This is a genomic window from Phyllobacterium brassicacearum (genome assembly GCF_003010955.1).
In the GTDB taxonomy this organism is placed as follows: domain Bacteria; phylum Pseudomonadota; class Alphaproteobacteria; order Rhizobiales; family Rhizobiaceae; genus Phyllobacterium; species Phyllobacterium brassicacearum.
Map to the genome: position 1 here is coordinate 1 of NZ_PGGO01000039.1, position 22,716 is coordinate 22,716.

Annotated in this window: 20 protein-coding genes and 4 pseudogenes; 8 read left to right on the plus strand and 16 right to left on the minus strand. The window is 56.2% G+C overall.

Annotated features, from left to right (window positions below; genetic code table 11):
- Nucleotides 1-471 (plus strand): ion channel (locus CU102_RS27165; protein ID WP_245425604.1); only part of this gene is annotated, 471 nt, incomplete at its 5' end.
- A 450-nt stretch (nucleotides 472-921) separates the two neighbouring features.
- Nucleotides 922-1,383: a cupin domain-containing protein gene (locus CU102_RS27175; protein ID WP_210204795.1), complete on the plus strand. Its 462-nt coding sequence runs from the start codon at nucleotides 922-924 to the stop codon at nucleotides 1,381-1,383.
- A gap of 244 nt (nucleotides 1,384-1,627) precedes the next feature.
- Here the strand turns inward: CU102_RS27175 and CU102_RS27180 are convergent, their stop codons facing one another.
- Both CU102_RS27180 and CU102_RS27185 read right to left on the minus strand, forming a co-directional pair.
- Nucleotides 1,628-2,662: an NAD(P)H-dependent flavin oxidoreductase gene (locus CU102_RS27180; RefSeq protein ID WP_106714175.1), complete on the minus strand. Its 1,035-nt coding sequence runs from the start codon at nucleotides 2,660-2,662 to the stop codon at nucleotides 1,628-1,630.
- 477 nt (nucleotides 2,663-3,139) lie between these two features.
- Complete coding sequence (locus CU102_RS27185) at nucleotides 3,140-3,493, minus strand: MmcQ/YjbR family DNA-binding protein (RefSeq protein ID WP_342588791.1); 354 nt, start codon at nucleotides 3,491-3,493, stop codon at nucleotides 3,140-3,142.
- A gap of 446 nt (nucleotides 3,494-3,939) precedes the next feature.
- Between CU102_RS27185 and CU102_RS27190 the strand changes: the two genes are divergently transcribed.
- Nucleotides 3,940-4,731, plus strand: a complete 792-nt coding sequence (locus CU102_RS27190; RefSeq protein WP_166648601.1) for a class I SAM-dependent methyltransferase — start codon at nucleotides 3,940-3,942, stop codon at nucleotides 4,729-4,731.
- 389 nt (nucleotides 4,732-5,120) lie between these two features.
- On the opposite strand, the gene CU102_RS27195 is transcribed toward CU102_RS27190, so the two are convergent.
- The 6 genes and pseudogenes from CU102_RS27195 to CU102_RS27220 form a co-directional block, all read right to left on the minus strand.
- The gene (locus CU102_RS27195; RefSeq protein ID WP_106714177.1) at nucleotides 5,121-5,330 is read right to left on the minus strand and encodes a cold-shock protein; all 210 of its coding nucleotides are present in this window, start codon (nucleotides 5,328-5,330) and stop codon (nucleotides 5,121-5,123) included.
- Between the two features lie 404 nt (nucleotides 5,331-5,734).
- Nucleotides 5,735-6,232: a hypothetical protein gene (locus CU102_RS27200; protein WP_133624766.1), complete on the minus strand. Its 498-nt coding sequence runs from the start codon at nucleotides 6,230-6,232 to the stop codon at nucleotides 5,735-5,737.
- A 289-nt stretch (nucleotides 6,233-6,521) separates the two neighbouring features.
- Entirely contained in the window at nucleotides 6,522-8,084 is a 1,563-nt protein-coding gene (locus tag CU102_RS27205) for a DUF1254 domain-containing protein (RefSeq protein WP_106714189.1), read from the minus strand.
- A 151-nt stretch (nucleotides 8,085-8,235) separates the two neighbouring features.
- A complete protein-coding gene (locus CU102_RS27210) occupies nucleotides 8,236-8,889 on the minus strand; it encodes a hypothetical protein (protein WP_166648603.1) in 654 nt (217 codons plus the stop codon).
- Nucleotides 8,890-9,545: 656 nt separating this feature from the next.
- Nucleotides 9,546-10,814 carry an alpha/beta hydrolase gene (locus CU102_RS27215; RefSeq protein WP_425351610.1) on the minus strand — a complete coding sequence of 423 codons (1,269 nt, stop codon included), beginning with the start codon at nucleotides 10,812-10,814 and terminating at the stop codon, nucleotides 9,546-9,548.
- 244 nt (nucleotides 10,815-11,058) lie between these two features.
- Nucleotides 11,059-11,529: pseudogene (locus CU102_RS27220) on the minus strand (HupE/UreJ family protein); the annotation flags it as partial.
- Nucleotides 11,530-11,600: 71 nt separating this feature from the next.
- Between CU102_RS27220 and CU102_RS27225 the strand changes: the two are divergent.
- From CU102_RS27225 to CU102_RS27235, 3 genes are all read left to right on the plus strand, one after another.
- Nucleotides 11,601-12,299, plus strand: coding sequence for an IS6 family transposase (locus CU102_RS27225; protein WP_106714180.1), 699 nt, complete (start codon nucleotides 11,601-11,603; stop codon nucleotides 12,297-12,299).
- An 81-nt stretch (nucleotides 12,300-12,380) separates the two neighbouring features.
- On the plus strand, nucleotides 12,381-13,262 hold the full coding sequence (locus CU102_RS27230) for a transglutaminase-like domain-containing protein (RefSeq protein ID WP_106714181.1): 882 nt from the start codon (nucleotides 12,381-12,383) through the stop codon (nucleotides 13,260-13,262).
- A 256-nt stretch (nucleotides 13,263-13,518) separates the two neighbouring features.
- Nucleotides 13,519-13,761: a hypothetical protein gene (locus CU102_RS27235; protein ID WP_106714182.1), complete on the plus strand. Its 243-nt coding sequence runs from the start codon at nucleotides 13,519-13,521 to the stop codon at nucleotides 13,759-13,761.
- Nucleotides 13,762-14,404: 643 nt separating this feature from the next.
- Here the strand turns inward: CU102_RS27235 and CU102_RS27240 are convergent.
- The 3 genes and pseudogenes from CU102_RS27240 to CU102_RS27255 all read right to left on the minus strand — a co-directional run bounded on the left by CU102_RS27240 (nucleotide 14,405) and on the right by CU102_RS27255 (nucleotide 17,628).
- Nucleotides 14,405-15,117: pseudogene (locus CU102_RS27240) on the minus strand (IS6 family transposase).
- Nucleotides 15,118-15,453: 336 nt separating this feature from the next.
- Nucleotides 15,454-16,644 carry an NAD(P)/FAD-dependent oxidoreductase gene (locus CU102_RS27245; protein ID WP_245425607.1) on the minus strand — a complete coding sequence of 397 codons (1,191 nt, stop codon included), beginning with the start codon at nucleotides 16,642-16,644 and terminating at the stop codon, nucleotides 15,454-15,456.
- Nucleotides 16,645-17,430: 786 nt separating this feature from the next.
- Complete coding sequence (locus CU102_RS27255; protein ID WP_106714185.1) at nucleotides 17,431-17,628, minus strand: CsbD family protein; 198 nt, start codon at nucleotides 17,626-17,628, stop codon at nucleotides 17,431-17,433.
- Nucleotides 17,629-17,768: 140 nt separating this feature from the next.
- On the opposite strand from CU102_RS27255, the pseudogene CU102_RS27260 reads away from it, so the two are divergent.
- Both CU102_RS27260 and CU102_RS30685 read left to right on the plus strand, forming a co-directional pair.
- Nucleotides 17,769-18,372: pseudogene (locus CU102_RS27260) on the plus strand (catalase); the annotation flags it as partial.
- Between the two features lie 36 nt (nucleotides 18,373-18,408).
- Complete coding sequence (locus tag CU102_RS30685) at nucleotides 18,409-18,657, plus strand: SDR family oxidoreductase (RefSeq protein ID WP_425351611.1); 249 nt, start codon at nucleotides 18,409-18,411, stop codon at nucleotides 18,655-18,657.
- Nucleotides 18,658-18,698: 41 nt separating this feature from the next.
- On the opposite strand, the gene CU102_RS27265 is transcribed toward CU102_RS30685, so the two are convergent.
- The 5 genes and pseudogenes from CU102_RS27265 to CU102_RS27280 form a co-directional block, all read right to left on the minus strand.
- Nucleotides 18,699-19,211 (minus strand): GNAT family acetyltransferase, encoded by a 513-nt coding sequence (locus CU102_RS27265; RefSeq protein ID WP_106714191.1) that lies wholly within the window; start codon nucleotides 19,209-19,211, stop codon nucleotides 18,699-18,701.
- A 237-nt stretch (nucleotides 19,212-19,448) separates the two neighbouring features.
- Entirely contained in the window at nucleotides 19,449-19,922 is a 474-nt protein-coding gene (locus CU102_RS27270) for a YciE/YciF ferroxidase family protein (RefSeq protein ID WP_106714186.1), read from the minus strand.
- An 87-nt stretch (nucleotides 19,923-20,009) separates the two neighbouring features.
- Nucleotides 20,010-20,201, minus strand: a complete 192-nt coding sequence (locus CU102_RS29545) for a hypothetical protein (RefSeq protein WP_133624768.1) — start codon at nucleotides 20,199-20,201, stop codon at nucleotides 20,010-20,012.
- A 210-nt stretch (nucleotides 20,202-20,411) separates the two neighbouring features.
- On the minus strand, nucleotides 20,412-22,415 hold the full coding sequence (locus tag CU102_RS27275; protein WP_106714187.1) for an ABC transporter ATP-binding protein/permease: 2,004 nt from the start codon (nucleotides 22,413-22,415) through the stop codon (nucleotides 20,412-20,414).
- A gap of 114 nt (nucleotides 22,416-22,529) precedes the next feature.
- Nucleotides 22,530-22,716: pseudogene (locus CU102_RS27280) on the minus strand (IS630 family transposase); the annotation flags it as partial.

Below are 22,716 nucleotides of genomic sequence, written 5' to 3' on the forward strand. Positions count from 1 at the left end.
GAAATTGCTGTCGGCACCTTGATATTGATCGTTGTTATTTTCGTACACGGCGCAGGAATTCGGGCAATCAATCAGCGCTTCAGCAAATCCTGGATCCATGTGAGCAGCACCACGCCACACTGGCGGCTCAACCTGTTGCTCGCCGCGACAATCGCTTCTCTGACCGCGCTGCATTTCGCCGAAACCCTCATTTGGGCGATCCCTATCCATGTGAGGGGATTCATCCCCTCAATGCGTGACAGTTACTACTACGTCCTGGAGAGTTATACGACGCTCGGCCAGGGCAACATCAGCCTGCCTGATCGATGGCGTCTGATCGGACCAATCATAGCCATATCGGGCTTGTTCACATTCGGCTGGACGGGCAGCGTTCTGGTGAGCATCATGACCGAATTCGGCAAGCTCGACCGGGCGCGTGCTAAGAGACAGAACGACCGAGCCCTTTCTGAAGAGGCCGACTCCGAACCGTGACCATTGGAGGCAGCATCGCCGTCCCCGGATTCGTGCGGTTCCATACGAGCCATTATGCGATTTTCGAAACACAGAACGGGAACATGGGCATAGCGGGCAAGCTAGCCCGATATCCCAGAGCCCGGCATGAGTGTGAAAACCGATCTTTCGTCACCGTTCCATTTTCTGAGATTCTAAAGCGCGGGGCGCTAAGCGGACTTTGGTGAATGTCCGCTACACGCCGCCCAGTTGCGGACGTTTGTCCTGCACGCGACCCTTGACAGGTCCGCGGGCAACAGGATTTCCGCGAACGATGCGAATTCATTTCCGGGTTCGGTGACGTACTGCCGCAGTTCACCGTCAAGTGGAATGAGGGCGTCAACAACTATACTACCTGTATGACCTATGTGACCGGGCCAGTTGCCGCCTTGCGATAGGTCTGGCGCGGGACTATCGTCCCTAGTAAGGCTGATGGAGGAGAGGATGGCAGCACTGGCGAGTGAAGCGCCCGCAGACTGCGCACTCGAGGTGCTCGGCGAGATAGTGATCATCCGTCGCGATCCAGCCGGCACTCTCGACGCGGCCGTGATTGAGGAGTTCGTGCCGCCAGGCGTGGCTGCACCGCTGCACCGCCATGGGCGGGAGGATGAGATCTCCTACGTGATCGAAGGGACATTTCGGATCTGGCGTGGCGATGAGGTGCTCGACATAGGCCCTGGCGGCGTCGCATTGTTGCCCCGCCATCAGGTCCACTCCTTCAAAAACATTGGCACGGCTCCCGGCCGCCTCCTGACCGTCATCCTGCCCGCTGGCTTTGAGCGCTTCTTCAAAGTAGTTGCTGAGCGCGGTCTCGGAGACGAGAACCTGGACGAGACTGCGACCGTCGCGGCGGGCGAGTTTGGACTGGAGATCCTGGGTCCGCCGCCGGCCTGAGTTCCGGAAGTCGACCCATGTTGCAGAGTGCTGATGGGCGGAGGAATCGACGTACGGCGGTTTGGTCAATGCGATTACGAATGACCGCTTCGAGCCCATACTGTTCTCTAAGGGGTCAAGGGCGGAATTCCTGGCCTCCACAAACGGTCATCGCAGCACCAATTCGCGGAACGCCACACGATCGCGGCTCTTTGCGCCCGCCAAAGGTTCAATGGCCCCTTAGAACCACACCGACGCGATCCTCTTAACCCTTCGTATAGCGGTCGCTGAAGTGCCGGGTTCGCTGCGCCATAGTCTGTGCTGCATCATCGATCAAGGCTCTGACAATATCGGACGCTGGTCGAATCTCACGCACCAGTCCGACGGACTCGCCCGCGTAAATGACGAAGTCGTCGATGTCCCCCTGACCGCCACTGAGCAGGCTGGCGAACGAGTACCGCCGTACCGGGCTGCCATCGGGTGTGCGACCAATCTCCTCACCTTCCCCAGGCCGGGAACCCGACGCGGGGCGACCCGCCGCCTCCCATGTCTCGACCGTGCGGTTGCGCAATACCCGACTGGGTGCATCCGGCCAGCCTCCGTCAAAAAGCGTGGTCTCGATCGTATCGCTCGCAGCAGCTTCGATGAGACGGCGCTTGTATTCGGCATGGCAAGCCGCTTCAGTCGAGGCAAGAAACCGTGTGCCGAGCCATACACCTGATGCGCCCAGCATGAGAGCCGCTGCAAGGCCCCGCCCATCGGCAATGCCACCAGCGGCTAGAACGGGCACCTTCCCGGCGACATCGACCACAAGCGGCAGGAGTACCATGCTGGATAACCGGCTCCAGACGTGACCACCGGCTTCATTGCCCTGGGCCACCAGAACATCCACACCGAGATCCACGGATCGACGCGCCTCCTCCGGTGTTCCGACGGTATTGACGACCAGCGCACCCGCGGCTTTGGCACGATCCATGTAGGGCGCGACGTCACCCCAGCAGAAAGAGACGATCCGAGCGCCGGCCGAGAGCGCAGCGTCCATCCTCTGGTGCTGATCCCATTCAAGGACAAAGTTGGCGAGGAAGGGACCGTCATTGGAAAGCCGCCGCACCGCAATAACGAGCTCTTCGATGCCCGCCGGGCTGTCCCAGCTGAAACCAAGCCCGCCGAGGCCGCCGGCATTGGTCACTGCTGCGGCAAGTTCTGGCCTGGAGGCACGCCCCATCGGAGCCGAAACGATTGGATGGCGGATACCCAGCAGTCGAGTGAAAGGAGTGACAATTGTTCCATCGGAATCCATAAGGTCCTTCCTTTTCTGAACGCGCTGAACATTGGCGCTCTAATACGCCATGCCATGCTACGGATTGCGTGATAGGTCACTCAACTAATCCTACAGACCCGGGTTCATTCTGACGAGAATATTACTGCCACGCCTACTATATTATAAGTCCGCTTCGCGCCGATATTGTAGCATGCGGCCAACCAGATCGGCCGACTGCGCTTTCAACCAAGCCGCTCCATACCCAGCTTACCCCATCAAGTACCACCTGAGCACGTATAGAACGCAGGCACCCGAAAGCGTCGACAACGCTCTTAACCGAGCCGCCGCGCCCTTGACCCATTGGAGAACAGTATCGGCGAATAGCGGAAATCCAGACAGCAATTAGCTTTCTGCCCCGCGCCGTTGGTCCGTCGCATGCATACGTTTTGATGGAGCTGTCACGTTGTTTGAAGAACAGGCGCATTAGTTCTCGTGCTGACGCTTTATTCCAGCGGGTTACCCAATTCTTGACGAATTTTCTTTGTCAGGCCAGCTTGCAACAAGCTGGTAGGATCGACGCAAATAGGCGTCGAGTTCGCCATCGCTAAGACCAGCCTCCTTAGAAACGCACACCCATTGCCGCTTAGCGAAGTAGGGCGCCTGCTTGACACCCTCGATCCCAGTCAGCACGATGAAGCTTTCCCTTGGACACTTGAATACAAGACTGTGCAGATCCGGGGATGTCAGCCTAAGAAGTGTGAATACTCTGTCGCTCACCTTTGCGACCCGGGATCCCCACTGGTCGACGAGGGATACGCCTGGAAGCGAAACCGTGAAGCTTTCAAAGCATTCAAGTTCGAATAAGCTCATGCATTTTCCTCAACGGCGCTAGAGGTGGTTCGTGGGCTGATGTTTTAGCGGATTGCAGTACAGCCCACTCGTCGAGACGAATGGGTCCGAACTGCTGACACCATAGTCACACGCCAAGTTTCTCAAATACAAAGCCTCTGTTCAATATCGACAGTCACTGATAACCGTTCGTTTGAAAATGCCGATAATAGGTGTTATTGCCCGATTTTGATTGGTTCCCGAAGGTCTACAATCCCACAATGCTGTAGTGCCCCATTTGATCTCGCTGAAGATCAGGACAGTCCACTTCGTACCCAATTCCAGTCATTGACAGCAGGTGCAACAAACGGCGGGACGCGCCCCCTTGCGGACCTTCTTCGAGAGATTTGAAGGGGAAACCATGACCCATAGCTGCCCTTGCCGACGCGACATGCTATTACTCCGTGATCGCGCTTATGGAGACGACAATGACTGGGCCGCTATATGTCGACGGTGCCACAGGCTACGATAGCATGTTTGCCCGCGTGACGGCGGCATACATTCCCGCGCTCATGGACGTCGCGGTGATCGCCGCCGGCCATCGCGTTCTCGACGTGGCAACAGGCACGGGGGCCGCCGCACGAGCGGCGGCGGAGCTGGTGGGTCCTACGGGAGAGATTGTTGCCGGTGACATTTCCAGCACGATGCTTAAGGTCGCAAGGCGCAATCCAGAGAACTCGGCGATCAAGTTCCAACTCCTCGACGGGCATGCCCTTCCGTTTCCTGACAGTCGGTTCGATCGCGTTATTTGTCAGCTGGGCCTCGCATTTTTCGAGGATCCCGCGCGCGGGCTCGCCGAGTTCAGGCGTGTCCTTGCGCCTGGCGGACGAACGGCGATTACGGTCAACTCGACGCCCGAGCGTTCTCTATTTACGCGGATCTGCACCGTCATCGGCAAGCATGTGCCTGCCAAGGCCGAACAGCTCAATCGCTATGCTTCGATCCGGACCGCCGAGCGACTGAGCGCGCTGTTGCATGGTGCTGGCTTCACCGAGGTGATGGTTCGAAGCGAGCTACGGTCGTTTTCCTTCGCCTCATTCGACGACTATTTCAGCGGCACCGACGCCGGTGCAGGGATCTCGGGACAGGAGTATGTCAAGCTCTCCGCAGACCTGCGGCACGCTGTACGCGAGGAAGTCCGCCAATCATTTCCTGATGCAGGCAAAAGAGAACCGCTCATCGTCGAGATGGAGGTACTGGTTGGCTCCGGAACGACGTGACCGTTGCAGCGGCGTGTGACGCCCTAGGTCGGAAGTGGCGCATATGACCGTTTCAGCTTTTCTTGGTTTATGACCGCTTCCCACCCCATCGCGGCCGTTTTTGAGCACGTCGATATAGGGCGGCTTTAGGGCCTCAGCGACCATGATGACCTCCTTGAGCGGAACCGAGACCCACTGAATGCGGCATTCTGCGGGTGCGGTTCCAGACGAGCCGTTATGCGATTTTCGAAGCACATATCGGGAACGTCAGGGGCAACTAACCCTCGGCCGTGTAATAACGCGCGTGCAGGCGCACAAAACCGGAGGGGAGATCGTGGTGCTTCATTTTTTACGAATGCCACAACCTTTTCGCCTTTTTGGTCACAGTGCCCGAAGGCTTCCCAAGTGGGTCAAAGCGCGCGCAACTGATCAGCTGACAGTTTGCCCGATCTCTTGTCCTGCACGAGCTCGTAACTGATTTTCTGACCATCGCTTAGGCTGCGCAAACCAGCCCGCTCAACGGCAGAAACATGCACAAATACATCTGCGCCACCGTCATCGGGCTGGATGAACCCAAAACCCTTTGTCGAATTGAACCATTTAACCGTGCCTTTGGCCAAGAGAAGCCCTCCCGTCGTAACAACCCGCGCATTACCGATAACGCGATAAGCGCACCTTCTCAATGAGATCGTTCAATGCCGTTGAAAACTCTAGACGTGATCAATGGGCGCCTGCCGAGTAATCCGGAAGATATCTGGCTTTCGCTTGCAGCGAGGGAGCCGACGCCCGGTCTCGCCTGTCGAGGTTGGAATTAACCTGCCGGACAGGGTCATTCCGAGCGTTCCAGGCAACTCTTGTGTATATCTTCGTTATGCACGGGCGAGCATTGCCACCAACATCTGTATTCCGCAAAAGATGCGGAACGACAGTAAACGGAGGCAGGAGGATTTGACCGGCCCCCTCTCACCTCCTATTTTAGAGCGATTCAGACGGCCACTGCGCGGAACGCAGCGGACACCGCCGCTTACTTCTGCGCGGCCTGACACTCGCGCAATGCCTTGAACGCGGCATCGGTACCAGTGAGGTCAATCACTAATTCATCACGCCCTTTCGCGGTGATCGTCAGCTTTTTCTTCTTGGCAAGACCATAGATGAAATCGAGATTGTTGAAGGGAACGGATGCACCGTCGAATCCCTCTATCTCCTGGCCGGTAGCCACGCCCGTAAACTGCTCGCCATCGACGTCGAACACGACCGAGAGTTGTTCTCCTGCGGTAATCTTTTCGGGTTTCTTGGAGTAAAGCGCCAGATAGCCGCGCAGGTCTGCGGTTGCATCGATACCGATCTCCACCTGTGCGCCAGCGTCGGGATTTTGCCGGGCGATCAGGCAGCCAGGGCCCATCTTCTCATTGACAAATATGTCCCAACCGGCCGCCTTACCATATTTCTTGAACATTTCCTGGGCCTCACATGGAACGGTGAGGACCGCAAATGCCAGGGCAGTCCGAACTAATAAATGCATGATCTCCTCCTGTGTTCTGCTTTGAATGAAAAGACGCGACGATGTGTGCGACGCATCAAAATCTCTAAGATGTTTGGGTATGTCCCAAGAATTGAATTCGCCGAGGGCGTTCTTCCCGGCATCAGGACCAAGAAACCAACGGACCCTGGCTTGCGGGCAGCGGTACCGGCAACCGTTGCAACGCCCAGTCGTGTTTGCCTGGTTGGTTTCATGGTCTCCCCACTTTTGTTACCGCAACTTTCATTACCATGTCCCGCCGGCACCTCTTGATTGTCCCCTTTCCGCCGAATTATTTGACCAGTTCAATTTCACTTAAACGCCATTCTTTCGTAAAGAACGGCTCAAGCGGACTATAGAGACGCAGCAGCGTGAACCAGCCTTTGTCAGGCATGGTCTGAATCCAGTTGCCACGCTTCACGCCATCCGGTTGCTTCGGGCCGAAAAAGATTGTCGTCGAGCCGTCCGCATCGGCTTCGGCAGCTGGCGAAGGATAAGACTGACTTCCGGCCCGCGGGTAGCGTTGCGGCGTGTCGAGCATCGAGCGAGACTGGTTGTCGTAAAGCGTAAATGACCAGAACGCAGCCGCTGGAATGTTCGGCGGAAGCGTCACCTTGTAGGTTTTGCCTCCGTCGAGGTCGTTCTTGTCCGCGTCCGAAAAGCCCATGAGATACTGCGAGCCAACGCGGGGAAGCCGCATGATCATGCCCGGGGAGTCAAGGGTGTAGCCGTAATAAAACGCCGTCTTGGAATCGAGGGTCCGCGCGCCAGTCGGCGGCAACGGTTCGAAAAGCCCCTCCTTGGAGATCATCGGCGGCGGCGTTTCAAAATTGGCACCGCCCTCCCACAGCATGTTGCCCCACATTGAGCCTGGGTAGTACGCCCAATCGGGATGAGGCACGCTGTAGCGCCAATTCAGCATTCGTCCGGCAGCATTTCCGACCGCGGCGGCATCGGTCAGTATCTTCTTCATCCGATCGTCCGGCTTGAATTCCTTACCCTTCACGATGCCGATTGCCGCCAATTGACCGGCAAGCTCCGGATTATAGGAATCGGCTGGCTCATCCTGAATGTTGGCGTTGATCATCTCAAAAAACGAGTAATCGCTTGGCGGAATCGTATTGTATGCTTTTCCGCTGGCCTCAATAATCTTGGTCTCCGGGATTGGCGGGGTTGCTTCCAGCTTGACCTTGCCTCCAAGCGCTGTCGCGATGCTGGTGCCAACGCCACCGGGCGTATAGGGGTAAATCTTGATCGTCTTCTTGATCACCTCGACCATTGGCTTCGGATCATTGTCGGTGAGGAAGGCGCGAGCGGCATACAACACACGGTTCGTCTTTGACCGCGCTACGTAAAAGCCACCCTCCGGAACGGGACCGTCGTAGCCTGGGGGAAGCAGTAGGTATTTGCCACCTTCGCCACGGTCGGGGCCGGGAAATCCGACGTCGACAATCCACTGAAACCACATGTCGTTGATGGTACCAAGTCCCTTCGGAGGCTGTTCGACCACCATAGGCCCCTTGGTCAGGTCGACGGTGCTGAAGTAGTAGATGGTGTCGGCGTTGGCTGTAAGAAACAACGACTTCGCATCCATCAGTTCGGGATAGATGGTGACGGTATTGTCCTCCGCGCCGATGCTGAGAAGTCCTTTGCGGATCGCGTAGGCGGATGCACCGCCGTAACTGTTGAGGAACACGTCGAGGCCGCGGGTGAAATCCAGCGTGTCGCGAACCTTCTCGACGGTTGCCGCGCTTGGGGCACCGTCCTTGAATTCGAGCGTGCCGATACGGGATTCGACCTTATCGGGTGTAACGAGGATCGTTGGCATTTCGGCCCCAGACTGGGCGAAGGCCATGCCCCCACCCTGCAGACTGGTTGCGGCGAGAAAAACCGCCGACACTAAGACCTTTTTGTGGAACGACTTCATGGTATCTCCTCCGGTTTTGCCTAACAGCACCGTTGTTTCGTCGACTGGACAGCCAAAACCCAAGCCCGCATGGCTGCTGTCAGTAGCATGGCGGATAGGGGTAGTAGCCGCACAATGGCCGCTGGTAATAATAGGGAGCTGCCATGGCGGCCCCGGCCACGGCTCCCCCATACCAGGCTCCTCGGTACGCGGTACGGCGAGCAACCCCGGCAAAGGAGCGTGGGGTCAATGGCATCCCGATGATATCGATGAAGGTCGATGCCGGTCCGTCAGCACCGTCGAGGCTGCCCTCCAACACTTCCACATCGAAGGTCAGGTTGTCGTCCTCCATTTTCGGGGCATTTAGAGTAACGACAGCGTCAAGGACGTCACTGCCGTCCTTCTTGAGAACAGACACCGTGGCGTTGGGCGGATCAGCGGCGAAGCTGTCTTTACCGACAGCCCACTCTTCCAGGAGATGAGCCGTCAGAACGTGGCCAGCCGCTCTTACAGGACGGTCGGCAAACACGATTGAACTTGGCGAAATCCCAGTAAGGATCAACTTTCCGTCTTTCATGCTCGCACCCTTTGAGTTGAGCACGATGAGCGAGGGTTCGATCTGCGATTTTGCCGATCCGATGGTCTTTGTCGCCGGTGCCTTGATGGCGTTCGGCTTGTCCTGCGCCGAAGCGCTGCCGAGTGCCAGGACGGAAAGTGCGACGGTTAATTTCAGAAATTCCCATTTCCCTTGCATGGATTAATCCTCCTGGGTTGTCGTTGGTGCGGGGCAACACGACGACGCTTATGCCGTCACTTCAGGGGCCCATGCTGAAGTGGCTGTCGAAACTGCGATCGAACATTTGATCAATCTGGCCCCCCATTGGCGCTATCCAACCGCCGAGTTGTGGGAATGAATCAATCAGATGAATTAGGGTTGAGCATTCGGTGGTTGTCGCGGCGGTCAGCCGCAATGTATTGCTTTTTGCTTCGGAAGAATTCCATTCAGCACGATGATTTCCCAATTCGGATGGAACAACTCATAAGCAAAAACCTGCGGATTCATCGTTTCCCAAGCGTTGCCTCCGAAAGACGTTTATCCCCTGACAAAAATGTACTGTAAAACAACCAGTATTCAAGCACAACTGCAATTAAACCTTCTATCTTCGAATTATAATGATAGATAGATATGCTTGTACTTACAATTACTTATACAGAGTAACAAAATAGCATATCGCGCTTACAGGGGAGTAAGGCGAGCGGTAGGGCGGGCCGGACCTAACCTTCAATCTGCACGCCGGGCTGTCTGGTCCGTTTTTTCATCAAGCCAGATTGAAAGCTGCAAAACTGGAAATGAAGCGCAGCGCTACGATGTTGCCTCACTTTCTCGGTCCCACGCGCGGCCGAAATGCACTATTGGTTGCACCGATCATTTACCGAATGCGCCGGACAGTTCCCGCTACCCGAAATCTTTGTCGGCGAACCCCGAAATCCCGGATTGAGCGTTTCAACATGACTGGCGTAGTTTTCACGCGTGTTCTGGTCCACAACGGCCGCTGGCGCCGCAAGGGCGAGGCCCGCAGTGGTACCAGCAACTGCAGCAACGCGGGTCGTTGCGGCGACGATTTGATCTCCGAGGCCGACCCTGTTGTCGGTAAGGGTTTGCCCATCGGAGAGGCGGGAGCCGATCAACTGCACAATCTGCGGCGACTGTGCAAACTTGCTGTGACGGAGGCTGTCCCCGGATTTGATTTCGGTCAGGTCGACAACGGATATCTTGTTGGCGGCAAGTTCCGTCTTGTAGGGTTCCTGCTCGGGATCGATTGCGCCGATGCGTGCAACGTTGCCCCAGACTCGCCGCGACAGTGCCAGCGCGCGGTCGTCGCGGGACACGAACAAGGTAAATTGCGGTCGTGGCTCGCCAAGGTCGGCGATCTGCGAGCGGAATACATCGACATCGACGTCGGCGTCGGCCAGCATCACATTCTTGAATTTGGGTGGAAGGCGGCCGTTGCGTATCGCCATTTGACGCAGTGATTCCAACGCCAGCCAGTTGCCCATCGAATGGGCAAGGATGGAGACTTCCTTCACGTTGCGGTCCCGCGCCAGATACTGGAACAAGTTCTCCAGGGCGTTCCGGGTATAGTTTGTGCTCTCGCGATCATATCCATACGCCAGGACGCTGCCTCGCGACGGCCAGGTCACGAGGACCGGCACACTCGGCGCGCCGGAATCGTGGACGATCTGCGCGAAGCGGTAGACCGCATCTTCAAAGCGATTGTTGAACCCGTGGATGAACACGAGGACGCTGCGATCCTTGTTCTTCGCCACCGCATCGCCCAGCCAGGCTTCTGCCGCCGGCTTCGTCACCTGATCTGCCTTCAGGACGGCAAAATCTGTCGCGGGATTGGGCGGCAGCCTCCGCGGCCATTCGACTTCACCTATCTTTCGGTGATCGGCAGGGGGTATCGACACCGTGATCTCGGCAAAGGACGGAGTAAGGGCTCGCTCTCCACTGAACATTTCGCCAGGATTTACGGAGCGACTGCGGGTGGTTGCCACGATCATTTCGACCCGGCTTGAATTTGGTGAGGTATCGGCCACCGGGACAAGAACGCCCTTTGGTCGGCCGGCGCAGCCAAAGAGCGCCACAATGAGGACTGCACCCAGCAGCCGGGTCAAATATTTTCGCCCATGAGTATTGCGTCCCTGCCTGCTGTACACTGAGTCCCCTCTCCTGCGTATTTCGCAGTTGCCCCCTGTTATTGCTCGCCATCAGTTGCAAACAGATGACATGAGCAATTCGCATAGTGGCGAGTCTGCATCCGATCCCAATGCGGGTTTGACCAGCTCGTCATAGCTCATCAAAGCCCGGGACATCAGTTCGATGCCTCGGTTGCGGTGGTCGGAATCCAGCTCGGGTTCCTCAAAATGCTGCCACCCGCTCGACGAACCAGAACGACGCCATGGTGCCGATCGCATAGGTCGTCGCCAGAAATGCGGAACGCCCCACCCTTGGCGGATACTTCAACAACTTCGCGCATCCAACCACGCCGATCACCGCTGCGATGAACATCAATTGTCCGACTTCCACCCCGACGTTGAAGAACAGCAGGGCCAGTGGAATATCCCCGGCAGGCAGCGCCAGACCCGCCAGTGCCCCGGCAAAGCCAAGTCCGTGCAGGAGCCCGAATGCGAACGCCACCATCCAGGGGCGCTGTGCGGTCAAGCTGGGCAGGCCCCTGTGTATCCGGATGATCTCACAGGCGAGGAGCAGTATGCTGAACGCGATTGCCGCCTCGACCGGCGGTCCGGGCACGTTGACAAACCCAAGCGTCGCCAGCGTCAGCGTGATCGAGTGCGCCGCGGTAAAAGCCGTTACTGTCAGGAGGAGCGCGGGATCTGTTGCAACGTTTTGGTTACCCGCAGCATGGCAAGGAACCCTTCGATTGTTTTCGGAGAGTTTTGATGTTCAAGGGCCGTCAGTTCGACCAATCAGTGATCCTGTTATGCGTACGCTGGTACCTTGCCTACAATCTGAGCCTGCGCAATCTTGAGGAGATGATGGCCGAGCGTGGCATTGCGGTCGATCATACGACCATCCATCGCTGGACCATTCGTTATTCGCCTTTGTTGCTGAAGCGCTTCAATCGGCGCAAGCGTGGCGTCACCGGCAAGTGGCATATGGATGAAACCTACATCAAGGTTCGAGGCCAGTGGATGTATCTTTACCGCGCCATCGATAGCGTTGGCGATACGGTCGAGTTCCTCTTCAGCGAGCATCGGGATCTATCCGCAGCGAAACACTTCTTCAGGAAGGCGCTGAAGCGCCATGGCCGACCGGATCGCGTCGTCATCGACGGCAGCCAGACCAACCGGGAGGCGATCCTTTCCTGCGACGTGACACATCGCTTGCAGGATCGCTCCCGGCGTCAGCTGAAGCCGATTACGATCAGGAAAAGTCCATACTTAAACAATCGGATCGAGCAGGATCACCGGCGCATCAAGCGCCGCGTGCGGACAATGCTCGGATTCAAATCGACGGCAACTGCCCGCATCATCTTGTCTGGCATCGAAATGGTCCACATGATGCGCAAGCGACAGGCAAGGTACGCCTTCAATCCGAATCCATCCCTGGCTGAGCAGTTCGCGATCCTCGCCGCATAGCTGTTATGGTATCAGCCTTCGTTAACCCAACTCAGCCGTTGCAACAGAGCCCGCGAGAATGGTCGCGGCGCATCCCAGCGCATGCTCGACCATTATGCAAGTCACTCGCCCTTCAGCACGCCCGGCCGCCATGCCGCCCTCCTTGATGCGCTGCCGTTCGATCCCGCGAGCGTCGCGCGCACGGTGCAGGGGTTGCTGATTTACGAGCACGTGGCGGAGCCCTTCTATGGCTATCCAATTCCTGACGCACGTCGCGGCGAGAGCCATATCCGGCCGATGGAGCAGATCATCGATGCGCTACTCGAACTCGATGATCGCCCGCTCCACATCGGCCGACCACCGGAAAAGCGCCTGGTCGGCATCTGCCGCCATTTTATGCTGCTTTCGCTCGCGATCTTTCGCCATCACGGTGTGCCCGCGAGAGGCCGCGGTGGCTTCGGCGCCTACTTCAATCCAGGCAAGTTCGAGGATCACTGGGTCTGCGAATACTGGAAGGCGGAAGAGGGCCGCTGGGCACTGCTGGATAGCCAGTTCGACGATGTTTTCGTCCGCAATCTCGCGATCCGCCATGATGTTCTTGACGTCCCCCGCGCGCAGTTTTTGACGGCGTCCGAGGCCTGGCGCAGATGCCGCGGCGGTCAACTGAATCCAGAACTGTTTGGTATCGAGTTTTCCCAGCTTCGCGGCCTCTGGTTCATCGCTGGCAGCCTGATCCGCGATCTCGCCACCCTCAATGGCCACGAAATCCTGCCATGGGACGTGTGGGGTGTACAACCCGCGCCCGATGCAACGCTTTCGGACGAGGAACTCGATTTCTTCGATGAAATCGCCTTGCTAACGGCCGATCCGGATGCAAGTTTTGACGCCTTGAAGCAGCGTTTTGCGGAGGATGTGCGGGTGCGGCTGCCCGAAACCGTCTTCAATGCGCTGCGTCAACGCGAGGAGAGAGTATTCGAGGGCTGAGGCGGAGCGCGGGGTCGTGTCTGGGGTGCAGACGCCAGTCGAGAAAGCGATCTGGTTCTGAAGAGAGTGATCAGTCTTTATTCAACTATCTTGGGAGCGTTCGGGATGGGCATGAGCAAGAATTGTCCGCGGGAGGACATATCGTTGACGCAAGCCACTACCAGGTTCTTAATATCCCTGTCGCTGGTTTATCAACGGCATGCCAGCGCTTGAGAGATGCTATGGGCTCCCGCCATTGGTGGAGGAGGAGCCTTATATGTTGCAGCATCTTTTCGACCAACTCACCTACAGCGAAGATGATTGGCAGATCATGATGTGCGCTCACATCAGGGCGTGCGAGATGCTCGGCGTACACCCAGGCTATTATGAACACAAAGACCGTTTGGCACGAACGATCATGAAGCTTTTTGACAAGGGTGGCCGCGATCTTGAGATCATCGCCTCGATCGCCGCGCATCGCGAAACGATCATGGTTCGCCTGTTATCAACACGTCATTGAGATGCTCTTTTTTGGCTCCCGTCACTAGCAAATTTGATGGAGTCCAGGGCGCCACTGTGCTTGCTATAGGCGCATGGAAGACTACAAGCTCTTCGAAAACGTATCCGTCCTCGGGCGGGGTATCACGTCTGTCCACGACGCTGCCAAGTTACCGGGATGCCGGATCGCGATCTACGGGCTTGTCCGAAGGTAAAGCTGGCAGATCTGGGCTCTGAATGTTGCCCTCGTTCTTCTGGATTTGGAGAACATTGTCGCCGCTCTCGTTATACAGCTCGACCCCGCCCGCCCCAAGCTACGAGTGCCAGGAGCAGTCCTAATATCGAGATGTTCAGCAAAGGCCGCCACCGACGACCCTGGCGTGCCGCAATTGGAGTTTTAGAAGGTCTGTTGTCGTCCATTATCCCCTCCTTTCACTTCGAGGTGAACCAATAAAGGACACATATGGTTCCAGCGCTTTCGCCAGCAATTCGAGTGGCTGCGCTCAAGAGCTACACGTCGTATGCCCCGTCGATCCCAGATCAGAACTATCACTCTTAGGTCACTTCAATTTTTCCGACGGCAGCGCCCCGCTACGATGACTTTGGCGGGCACCGTAAACTTAACCTGATATATTTCGCGTTTGGGCGCTTTTGTGTAGCTGATCTCATGCCGCTTGTAGGCATGCGATTTTGCGCCACGCGTCCATGGCAGCGTTGCGACAAGCGCGATGGTCGGATGAAGTTAACTTGTTGCGTGGAAAGTGGTGGAGATTGGCGATGGGATCATGAATGGAAACGAAGCGTTGAAGCTGCCGAGTTGATTTGAATCGCTTCATGATCTTTTCTCGTCGTCGAATTGGCTGGTGCGAATTCTCCGCCCGGTTGTTGAGCCCCTTATGCTGGCGGTGATCGCAAACGGTCAGACCAATCTGCCTGTTGCCGGCCGCATAGGATCTGAGTTTGTCCGTCACCATGACACGCGGCACACAACCTTGTTTCTTAAGCAGCTTGCGGATCAAGCGTCTGGCGGCCTTGGTATTCCTGTGGCTTTGTACCAAGACGTCCAATACAAAACCCTCCTGATCGACGGCGCGCCAGAGCCAGTGTTTCCTGCCCCTGATCGAAACGACAGCTTCATCAAGGTGCCACTTGTCGCCAAGGCGTGGCGTACGTCTGCGGATCTTATTGGCGTAGCCCCGCCCGAACTTTTCCGCCCATGTGCGGATCGTCTGGTGTGTGACGATTATGCCCTTGTAGGCAAGCATGTCTTCGACCATGCGAAGACTGAGCGGGAAGCGGAAGTACGCCACACCGCCTCGGCGATAACTTCAGCTGGAAAACGGTGACGGCGATAGAGTAGATCACGAACCTCGGTCATCACTCAAATTCACAAAGAAACATCGCCAACTGGTTAAGTTTACGGTGCCCCAAAAAGATGTCACCGGCCAACCCTCCGGAAATCCGACTGACAAAATCGATCAATTGATCGCTGAAGCGCGCACGATGGTCGACGCCGGCGATGAACAAGGTTGCATGAAAAAGGTTTCAGAGCTGAAGAGCTTGATGGGTATAAAATAGAGCGGGAACCAAAGGTTTTCGGGTAGGACGCTGTCTTATCGCGTGCAGCCAAGCGCCATAAACGTCGCATAGTGAAGGGGAGGCTTCAATCATGAGGCAATTTACGGCAGCCGTCGAGGAGAACCGAGCGAGCCCCTCATTTGAACGAGAAGAGGTCTGAATCTGAATCCCCCGACCCTGCAATCAGGTTACGAATGAGCTGTGCCGCAAGCATAGAAAAAGTGATGCCGTTACCGCCATACCCCAGAACAGCATAACAATGGTCCATCCCTGGAATCTCGCCGATGGACGGTAAGCCCGTATCGCTCGCACCAAAGGTGCCCGTCCAAGAAAAATCCGCCTCCGCAACCACATCGGGAAACATCTTCTTGAGTTTGCGCAGAATGATCTTCGCTTTTGCGGGCAATTTGGCGTCGCGTTTACCCTCGTCTTCGAATTCTTCATCTTCGCCGCCAATGATGATCCGATCATCTCTTGTCGCTCGCATGTACAAATAAGGATCCGACGCTTCCCAAATCAGGCAACGTTCGGGCCAAAGGGCCCTTCGCTGCGGTGGTGTCGCCAGTGCCCACGTCGAAACAATTCGATGCCCGTTGTGGGGTACCTGATCCGGAATTTCGTATCCGGTGCAGAAGACCAAGTATTTGCAACGAATCCTTTGACCTCCTTTCGTTAGAGCTAGGACATCCCGCGATCTTGGCTCTACGGTGACGATCTCGACAGGCGCATAGATAGCCGCGTCGCGCGCAGCCGCAGCACGCAAGTAACCAAGTGCAAGTTTGCGAGGATTGGCTTCACCATTTCCAAAACACCTCAAAGCTGCAGCCCGGTCAATACCGAATCTCTCCTTGAGTTCATTCCTGTCCAGAAACTGTGTTTCAAACCCAGCACGCCTCCGCGCTATCAACTCTCTCTGCAATCCTGCAGCATCCAGAACATCCCCTGCAAGATATAGTGAGTCATTCGGTTGCAGTTCACAAGATATGTGGAGAGCACGTGTCCGCTCCCTCAGAGCGTCCACCGCAAGTTTTGATCGCCTCCACGCACGTTCGGCATTGGCAAAACCTATCTTGTGTGCAAGTCGATGCAGCGGCATGTCAATTTCGAACAGCAGAAGTGCCGTGCTTGCGGAGGTGGACCCTGCCACTGGTTTGCGTCTGTCAAAGACAGCTACAGAATAGCCGACCTCAGACAGTGTTTCTGCCACAAGAGCACCGCTAATCCCTGCGCCAACAATAGCGACGTCGATCACAATATCATCGGAGAGCTCGTCGAAGCGAACGTTGGTGGCCGGGCGATCCAGCCAGATCGGCTGGCCACTTCTCAAATCCCTGTGCTGCACTGAAAAGCCCCCGAGATGTCGAACAACAGACCCAGCCGAACGGATGGGATGGCCGATTGGTTCCTAGACTCAGAGAAATGCATGCATTTTCGCGAACAGCATTTTCATCGTTCGCAAGGACTTCCAGCGCCGGGTCTAGCGGCCGTCGGCAACTCAATCCAAGGTAAATTTCAGTTGCCAATGGGCGTGCGCGGCAGGCCGAAAACGTTCCGGGCAATCGAAGATGCTCAACGCGAGATAAATCTCGCCAGGCAGGGTCACGTCCTCATATCCAAAGGAGTTACCGCAGTCGGAACTGAAGGTTCGGAGACCCGGGCGTTTTCGAGAATTTCCTCGGCGTGCCGTGCGATGTATCGGGAAGAAGGCTGGGAGAGTTTTAACGACGACAACCCAGATCTCATCGAGGAGGAACTTGTCCGCGAGCACGGATCCGGACGTACCGCACTCTTTAATGCCCAACCGATTTCAGTCTACGCAGTAAGCGGAAGCCACGCTGCGACATTTTCTGTGGTTACGCTCACGACTCAGCAAATTTCGGCTCCGATGTGTTACCCAATGCCAGAGATCGCCCGGTGCCGGTGTCAAGCATCGCGGAGATTGCAGGCCCTCCGATGAGTGCACTGCGCGGCAGGTTCGTGTCGATATTGGGTACGCCTCGGGATGTGACGTTGGACATGGGCACCGTAACTGTCCAGGATCCACTCGCGATGGTTTATCCCGACGCATTTGACTTCGGTCAATCTGCGTTGCGCAATTGTTTTGGCGGCACCGTCAGTTTCGCGTCAGCCAATTGTCAACATCGCGCTCAATCTCTTCCTGTGTTTTGCCGTAGCGTTCCTGGAGCTTCCCCACGAGCTGCTTTCTATTTCCTTCAATGACGTCAAGATCGTCATTAGTCAGCTTGCCCCATTGCTCCTGCACCTTACCTTTAAACTGTTCCCAGTTACCTTCGATGCGATCCCAGTTCATTTCAAATCTCCTCAATATTAGCCCTACAATCAACGATCTCCAGGTTGATACGTTCCGTCGATGCAGTTCTCTGGAACCGGAGCATTGCCGCTGCATTGACTGTCGTCAGAGCCACCCCCGAACGACGCAAGGAAACGGCCATGTCCAAGTCACCCAAGGCGAAACGCAATAACAGCGTAACCATCCACGATCAAAAGCTCCGGCGGGGCCAAGGCCGCGAACTGCATCAAACTGCTGATGGAGGTACGCCTCTGCTTACAACGGCTCAGGGAGGCCCGGTTGTCGATGATCAAAACGCCCTGAGGATTGGCGCCAGGGGTTGCAAAATACACGCGGGCCGACCTCTTTCAGCGCGCAGGAGAGAAAACCCCGGCTTTCGTCAGATTTTCCACAGTCGCTGGCAACAAAGCCTCGTTTGACCTTGCTCGTGACGTTCGGGGCTTTGCCGTTAAACTCTATACCCAGGAAGGCAACTGGGACATCGTTGGTAAAAACATTCCGGTTTTCTTCATCCAGGACGCCATAAAATTCCCTGACATAATACATGCGGTCAAACAGGAGCCGGACCGGGGTTTTCCGCAAGCCCAATCGGCCCACGACAATTTTTGGGATTTTATCAGCCTGACGCCAGAAAGCATGCACATGATCATGTGGGTCATGTCGAACCGCGCCATACCTCGATCATTCCGCTTCATGGCGGTGTTTTGCCCCTTGTGTTCTTTCATTGGAGGCATTCATGCCTTCACCCGGGCCCTAGCGGGAAACCTGATTTCGCGAGGCATCCGCGTCAATGCCGTTGCGCCCGGACCAGTGTGGACGCCACTGAATCCCGCGGACAAGGAAGCCGAAGATATTGCAAAATTCGGAGCAGATACAAAAATGAAACGGTCGGCGCAGCCCGAAGAGATCGCGCCAGCCTATGTCTTCTTGGCCTCGTCGCACTGCTTAGTTACATTACTGGCGAGATGCTGCCGATTATTGGCGGATATTGAAGTCCGCATGAACGTACATAATGTTGCAATTAAATAACCTTGGCGAATACGATACGCCTTGCAGATTCGGCAGTTTAGTTATGCAGATTTCGGTTCCCTCGTGCGTCTTCGCAACGGCGCTTTCGATTGCTCCCGATCAGTGGTTTCGTTTTCGACCATTGCACTCAATCTCTGATAGATGCCTAATCCAATCACAAGAGCGACACCAGTCAGAAGGAGGAGAGTTGGGTAAATCATCAACGGCAATTGGTCTTTTCCAGCTTCAAATACAGCAACCAATCCTTCAAGAAAAACCGCGATGGCAATAGTTGAGATAAACTTCGTCAAGCTGCGACGCGCTTCGGCAGGCTGGCGCATCTCGCGGGCCCTGATGGCCTCCTCCTCGAGCAAGTACTTCCCTACATCGAACACCGCAATTGCAATAACGGAATAGCCTACTGCTTCGAGCAAGGAAGTTGCAATGTTGGTGCCGTCCACTAACAGGGACCGCACAACTTCATAGGCTGCATATGTGATCAACCCGAAAGCCAGCAGCATGAGAAAGCCGCTTGCGACGGCGAATGCAGTTCGGGTGATTCGATCAAAGATCACCAATCGATTTCCCTTCGCTCATTCATTCTCGAGTTGGTTGTGACTACCACCAATAGACTATGCATAGATTCATCAGCAGATCGTTAAGTTTATAGATTCGATCCGCTCGTTGATCGCGATCGCTTGAAAGTTTCGGCTGACGGCAACTAAGAAAATTGAAATGAGTCGTCACCTGTCGATGTTTGAGTTTCGACAGTAGGATTTCCTGGCTAAGGGCCGCGGGCTCCCCGCAGAAATTCATCCCTTGTTGATCGATGTGACTGCTAAATTTGTAAGCTTGCTGTTAGCAGCCTTTTCCTCGTCAAGTATTCCACTTAAGAGCACGTGCGCCTCTTCGTTGCCTAGCACCTTTGCCCATTCGCGCAATGAGCCGTAGCGAGCGATTTCGTAATGTTCAACTGCCTGACACGCAGCGAGCGCACCGGCGTCAAGAGCCACATCCTCGGATTCTGCCATCAAGGCGTCAGCCTCCTTCAAGAGACCCACTACAGCATCGCACTTTGTGCCCTCCGGCTTGATACTGAGCGTCTTGAAGACCTTTTTCAGAGTCCCAATCTGCCCCTTTGTTTCTTCGAGGTGATAATCAACTGCCTTTTTCAGTTCCGGGTTTTTGACCGCTTTCGATACTATCGGCAAAGCCTTGGCAAGAGCGTTTTCAGAGTAGTAGATGTCCTTTAGAGTGTGCTCAAACAGCTCTGCGAGAGATTTCATGGAGGAACTCCTTGTTCGTATCAACACCTCAAGAACTCTTTCCAGGTTTGATCGTTCCCGCCTTTCAAGGTAACCGCTGTGGTTTTTTCAGAGTAACGCGAAATGGGTGGCTTGTGTTGCCATGCCCCGTGCGTCGACCTTCTCATCGATCACGACCGCGGGAGGCGCAATTGCCCCTCTGGCCCAATATCCCGCTGAAATGACGATCTCGACCGCCGATTTCTGGTTGCGCATCATCGCTTGGCCGAACCTCAACTGCGGCGAGGCTTTCGAAGCCACCTGGGCTGATCGTCACGCTCGGCATCCTTCGGCCGTTGATGTCGATACTGAGAGATTTCGGCTGGGCGTCGGTCGCTGCCTGTATGTTGTGTTTCGGCTTCGCACTGCGACGCCCCGCACTTGCTATCCTATCCTGCATCACACTTATCCTGATCTACAATCGCTGATCAGCAGCAAGAATGCCTGGCCTCGCGCCCGGTCGTTGGACTTTCAGCTCCGGATGGATGATCTGTGTCGCCCAGGAACCTTTCTTGGGTGCCTCAGAAGGCGCACAAGCAAGTTCCGTCTGCTATTGCGCTGGCCAAGATCGACATCGCTGACAAGCTTTGCGCCGCCCTCGCGCCGCTCCAATGTGATCTTGCGGCTATGGAAGGCCTCCAGCTCGGCTCGATGCGCTACGCTTATGATGGTGACCTTGGGCAATTCGTGGATGAGCATCTCCATCATCTTGTCCTGACTGTTCTCGTCGAGTGCTGATGTTGCTTCATCCAGCACGATGATATCAGGAGTGTGCAACAGGAGGCGCGCGAACGCGAGCCGCTGCTTTTCGCCACCCGACAAGGTCTGGTCCCATGGCGAGTCTTCCTCGATCTTGCCGTTCAGATAATCGAGTCCCACCTTGTCGAGGGCTGCGTTGATTTTCTTCAACGACCAGTTATCAGCTGCTGCGGGATAGGCGACTGCACGGCGAAGTGTTCCGGAGGGGATATAAGGCCGTTGCGGTAACATGAACAGTCGTTTGTCGGCGTGGAAATTGACACTACCGTCACCCCACGGCCACAGACCTGCGACGGCCCGCACCAGCGTGCTCTTGCCTGAACCGGATTCGCCAGCCACGAGCACCCGCTCGCCAGGTTCGATCACGACCTCGGTTTCCTTGACCACGGCGGTGCCGTCGTCAAGCGACACGGAGAGATTGTTCAAGCTGAGCACCGCATCGCCTTCAGTTTCGCCGCGCCTGATGCGTCCGAAGGCGTCGCTCTGCTCCGCGCGCTCGAGCCCGTCGAGCGACATCATCAGTGAGGCGATGCGCCGTGCACAGGCGTTCCAATCGGCGAGACGGGGGTAGTTGTCGACCAGCCATCCGAACGCGCCCTGTACGATGGCAAAGGCAGAGGCAGCCTGCATTACCTGTCCAAGTGTCATGCTACCTTCGAGAAATTTCGGAGCGCAAAGCAAAACCGGCACGACCGGCGCAAACAGGCTCGACCCCTGCGACACCAGCGCTGTGCGCATGTGCTGGCCTGTAAGAAGCGCCCATCGCTTGAGCACATTGGCGAACGTTTTGTCGATGCCGCTACGCTCCTCCTCCTCGCCACCGAGCAATGCGATACTCTCGCCGTTTTCCCGCACGCGCGTCAGCGTGTAGCGGAATTCGGCTTCCGCCTGATTTTTTTCCTCGGAGAGGTGGATGAAATGGCGGCCAATGACCGCCATCGAGGTGGACGTGATCGCGGCATAGAGTACCGCAGTGATGACGAGGAAGCCGGGAATAGTGACAGTCGAACCCGCGATCGTCAGGGTCATGGCCCCGCCGATAGTCCAGAGCACCAGGATGAAGGTCGAGGCCGACAGAAATGCGGAGATTACACCAGAGATGAAATCGACGGGAGATTCGGTGGCAATCCGCAAATCCTCCGCGATGCGGGCTTCGGGGTTCTTGTGGTCGCCGCCGACGAGATTCAACTGATAGTAACGGCCGTTGGCGAGCCAACGCGCGATGACGGCGGTCGTGAGCCAGGAACGCCAGCGGCGCTGAATCGTCATCCGAAGGAAGACTTGTGCAACGACAAGGCTTCCGGTACCGAGTACGAGCGGCAGGAAAACGGCACTTAGGAAATAAACGGTGCGGGCATTGCGTTGCTCAATGGCGTCGAAAATTGCGCGATTCCAGACATTGATCCCATACTGAAAGCCGACATTGGTACATATCAGGATCAAAAGCCCGATTGAGAACGGCCAAGCGAGCCTATCGCCACCGCGGCCCCAGTAACCGCGCGCGCTGATCCAGAAGCGCCTCAGCAGGTATCTCTTGCGCGCCTGCTCGGCCTCCTCAGGCGTCAGTTCTGGATCGGGGTCGATGAAATCCGGCGGCGCACCCTGATCCTCGACCTCAGAGGCCACTTCGACAGTCGATGCCCTCTGGCGCAGCTTTTCAGCACCGCGTGGTTTGGCACCGGCGATCGATTTCGCCTTGAGTTTAGCCCCGGACATAACGGCGATAACGGCTTAAACATCAAAAAGTTTCACGATGTCCGCTCGATCCAGCTGCCAACAGCTAGGCTCTTCTGGCATTCCAGTGTTCGCAACAGGCGCGTCTAGAGCGTTTCATGTTTTCACCGAAGCGTATCCTGCGTTGGTAAAGTAGTTGGCGCATTCGTCTGGTTCGATGGTGTTGGCGAGGTAGCCGAGATGGCGCCAGGTGTCGTCGACGGTTCGCTTTTGAGCCTGGCGCATCCAGTGCTTGATCTTGGCAAAGACCTGTTCGATCGGATTGAGGTCGGGGGAATATTTC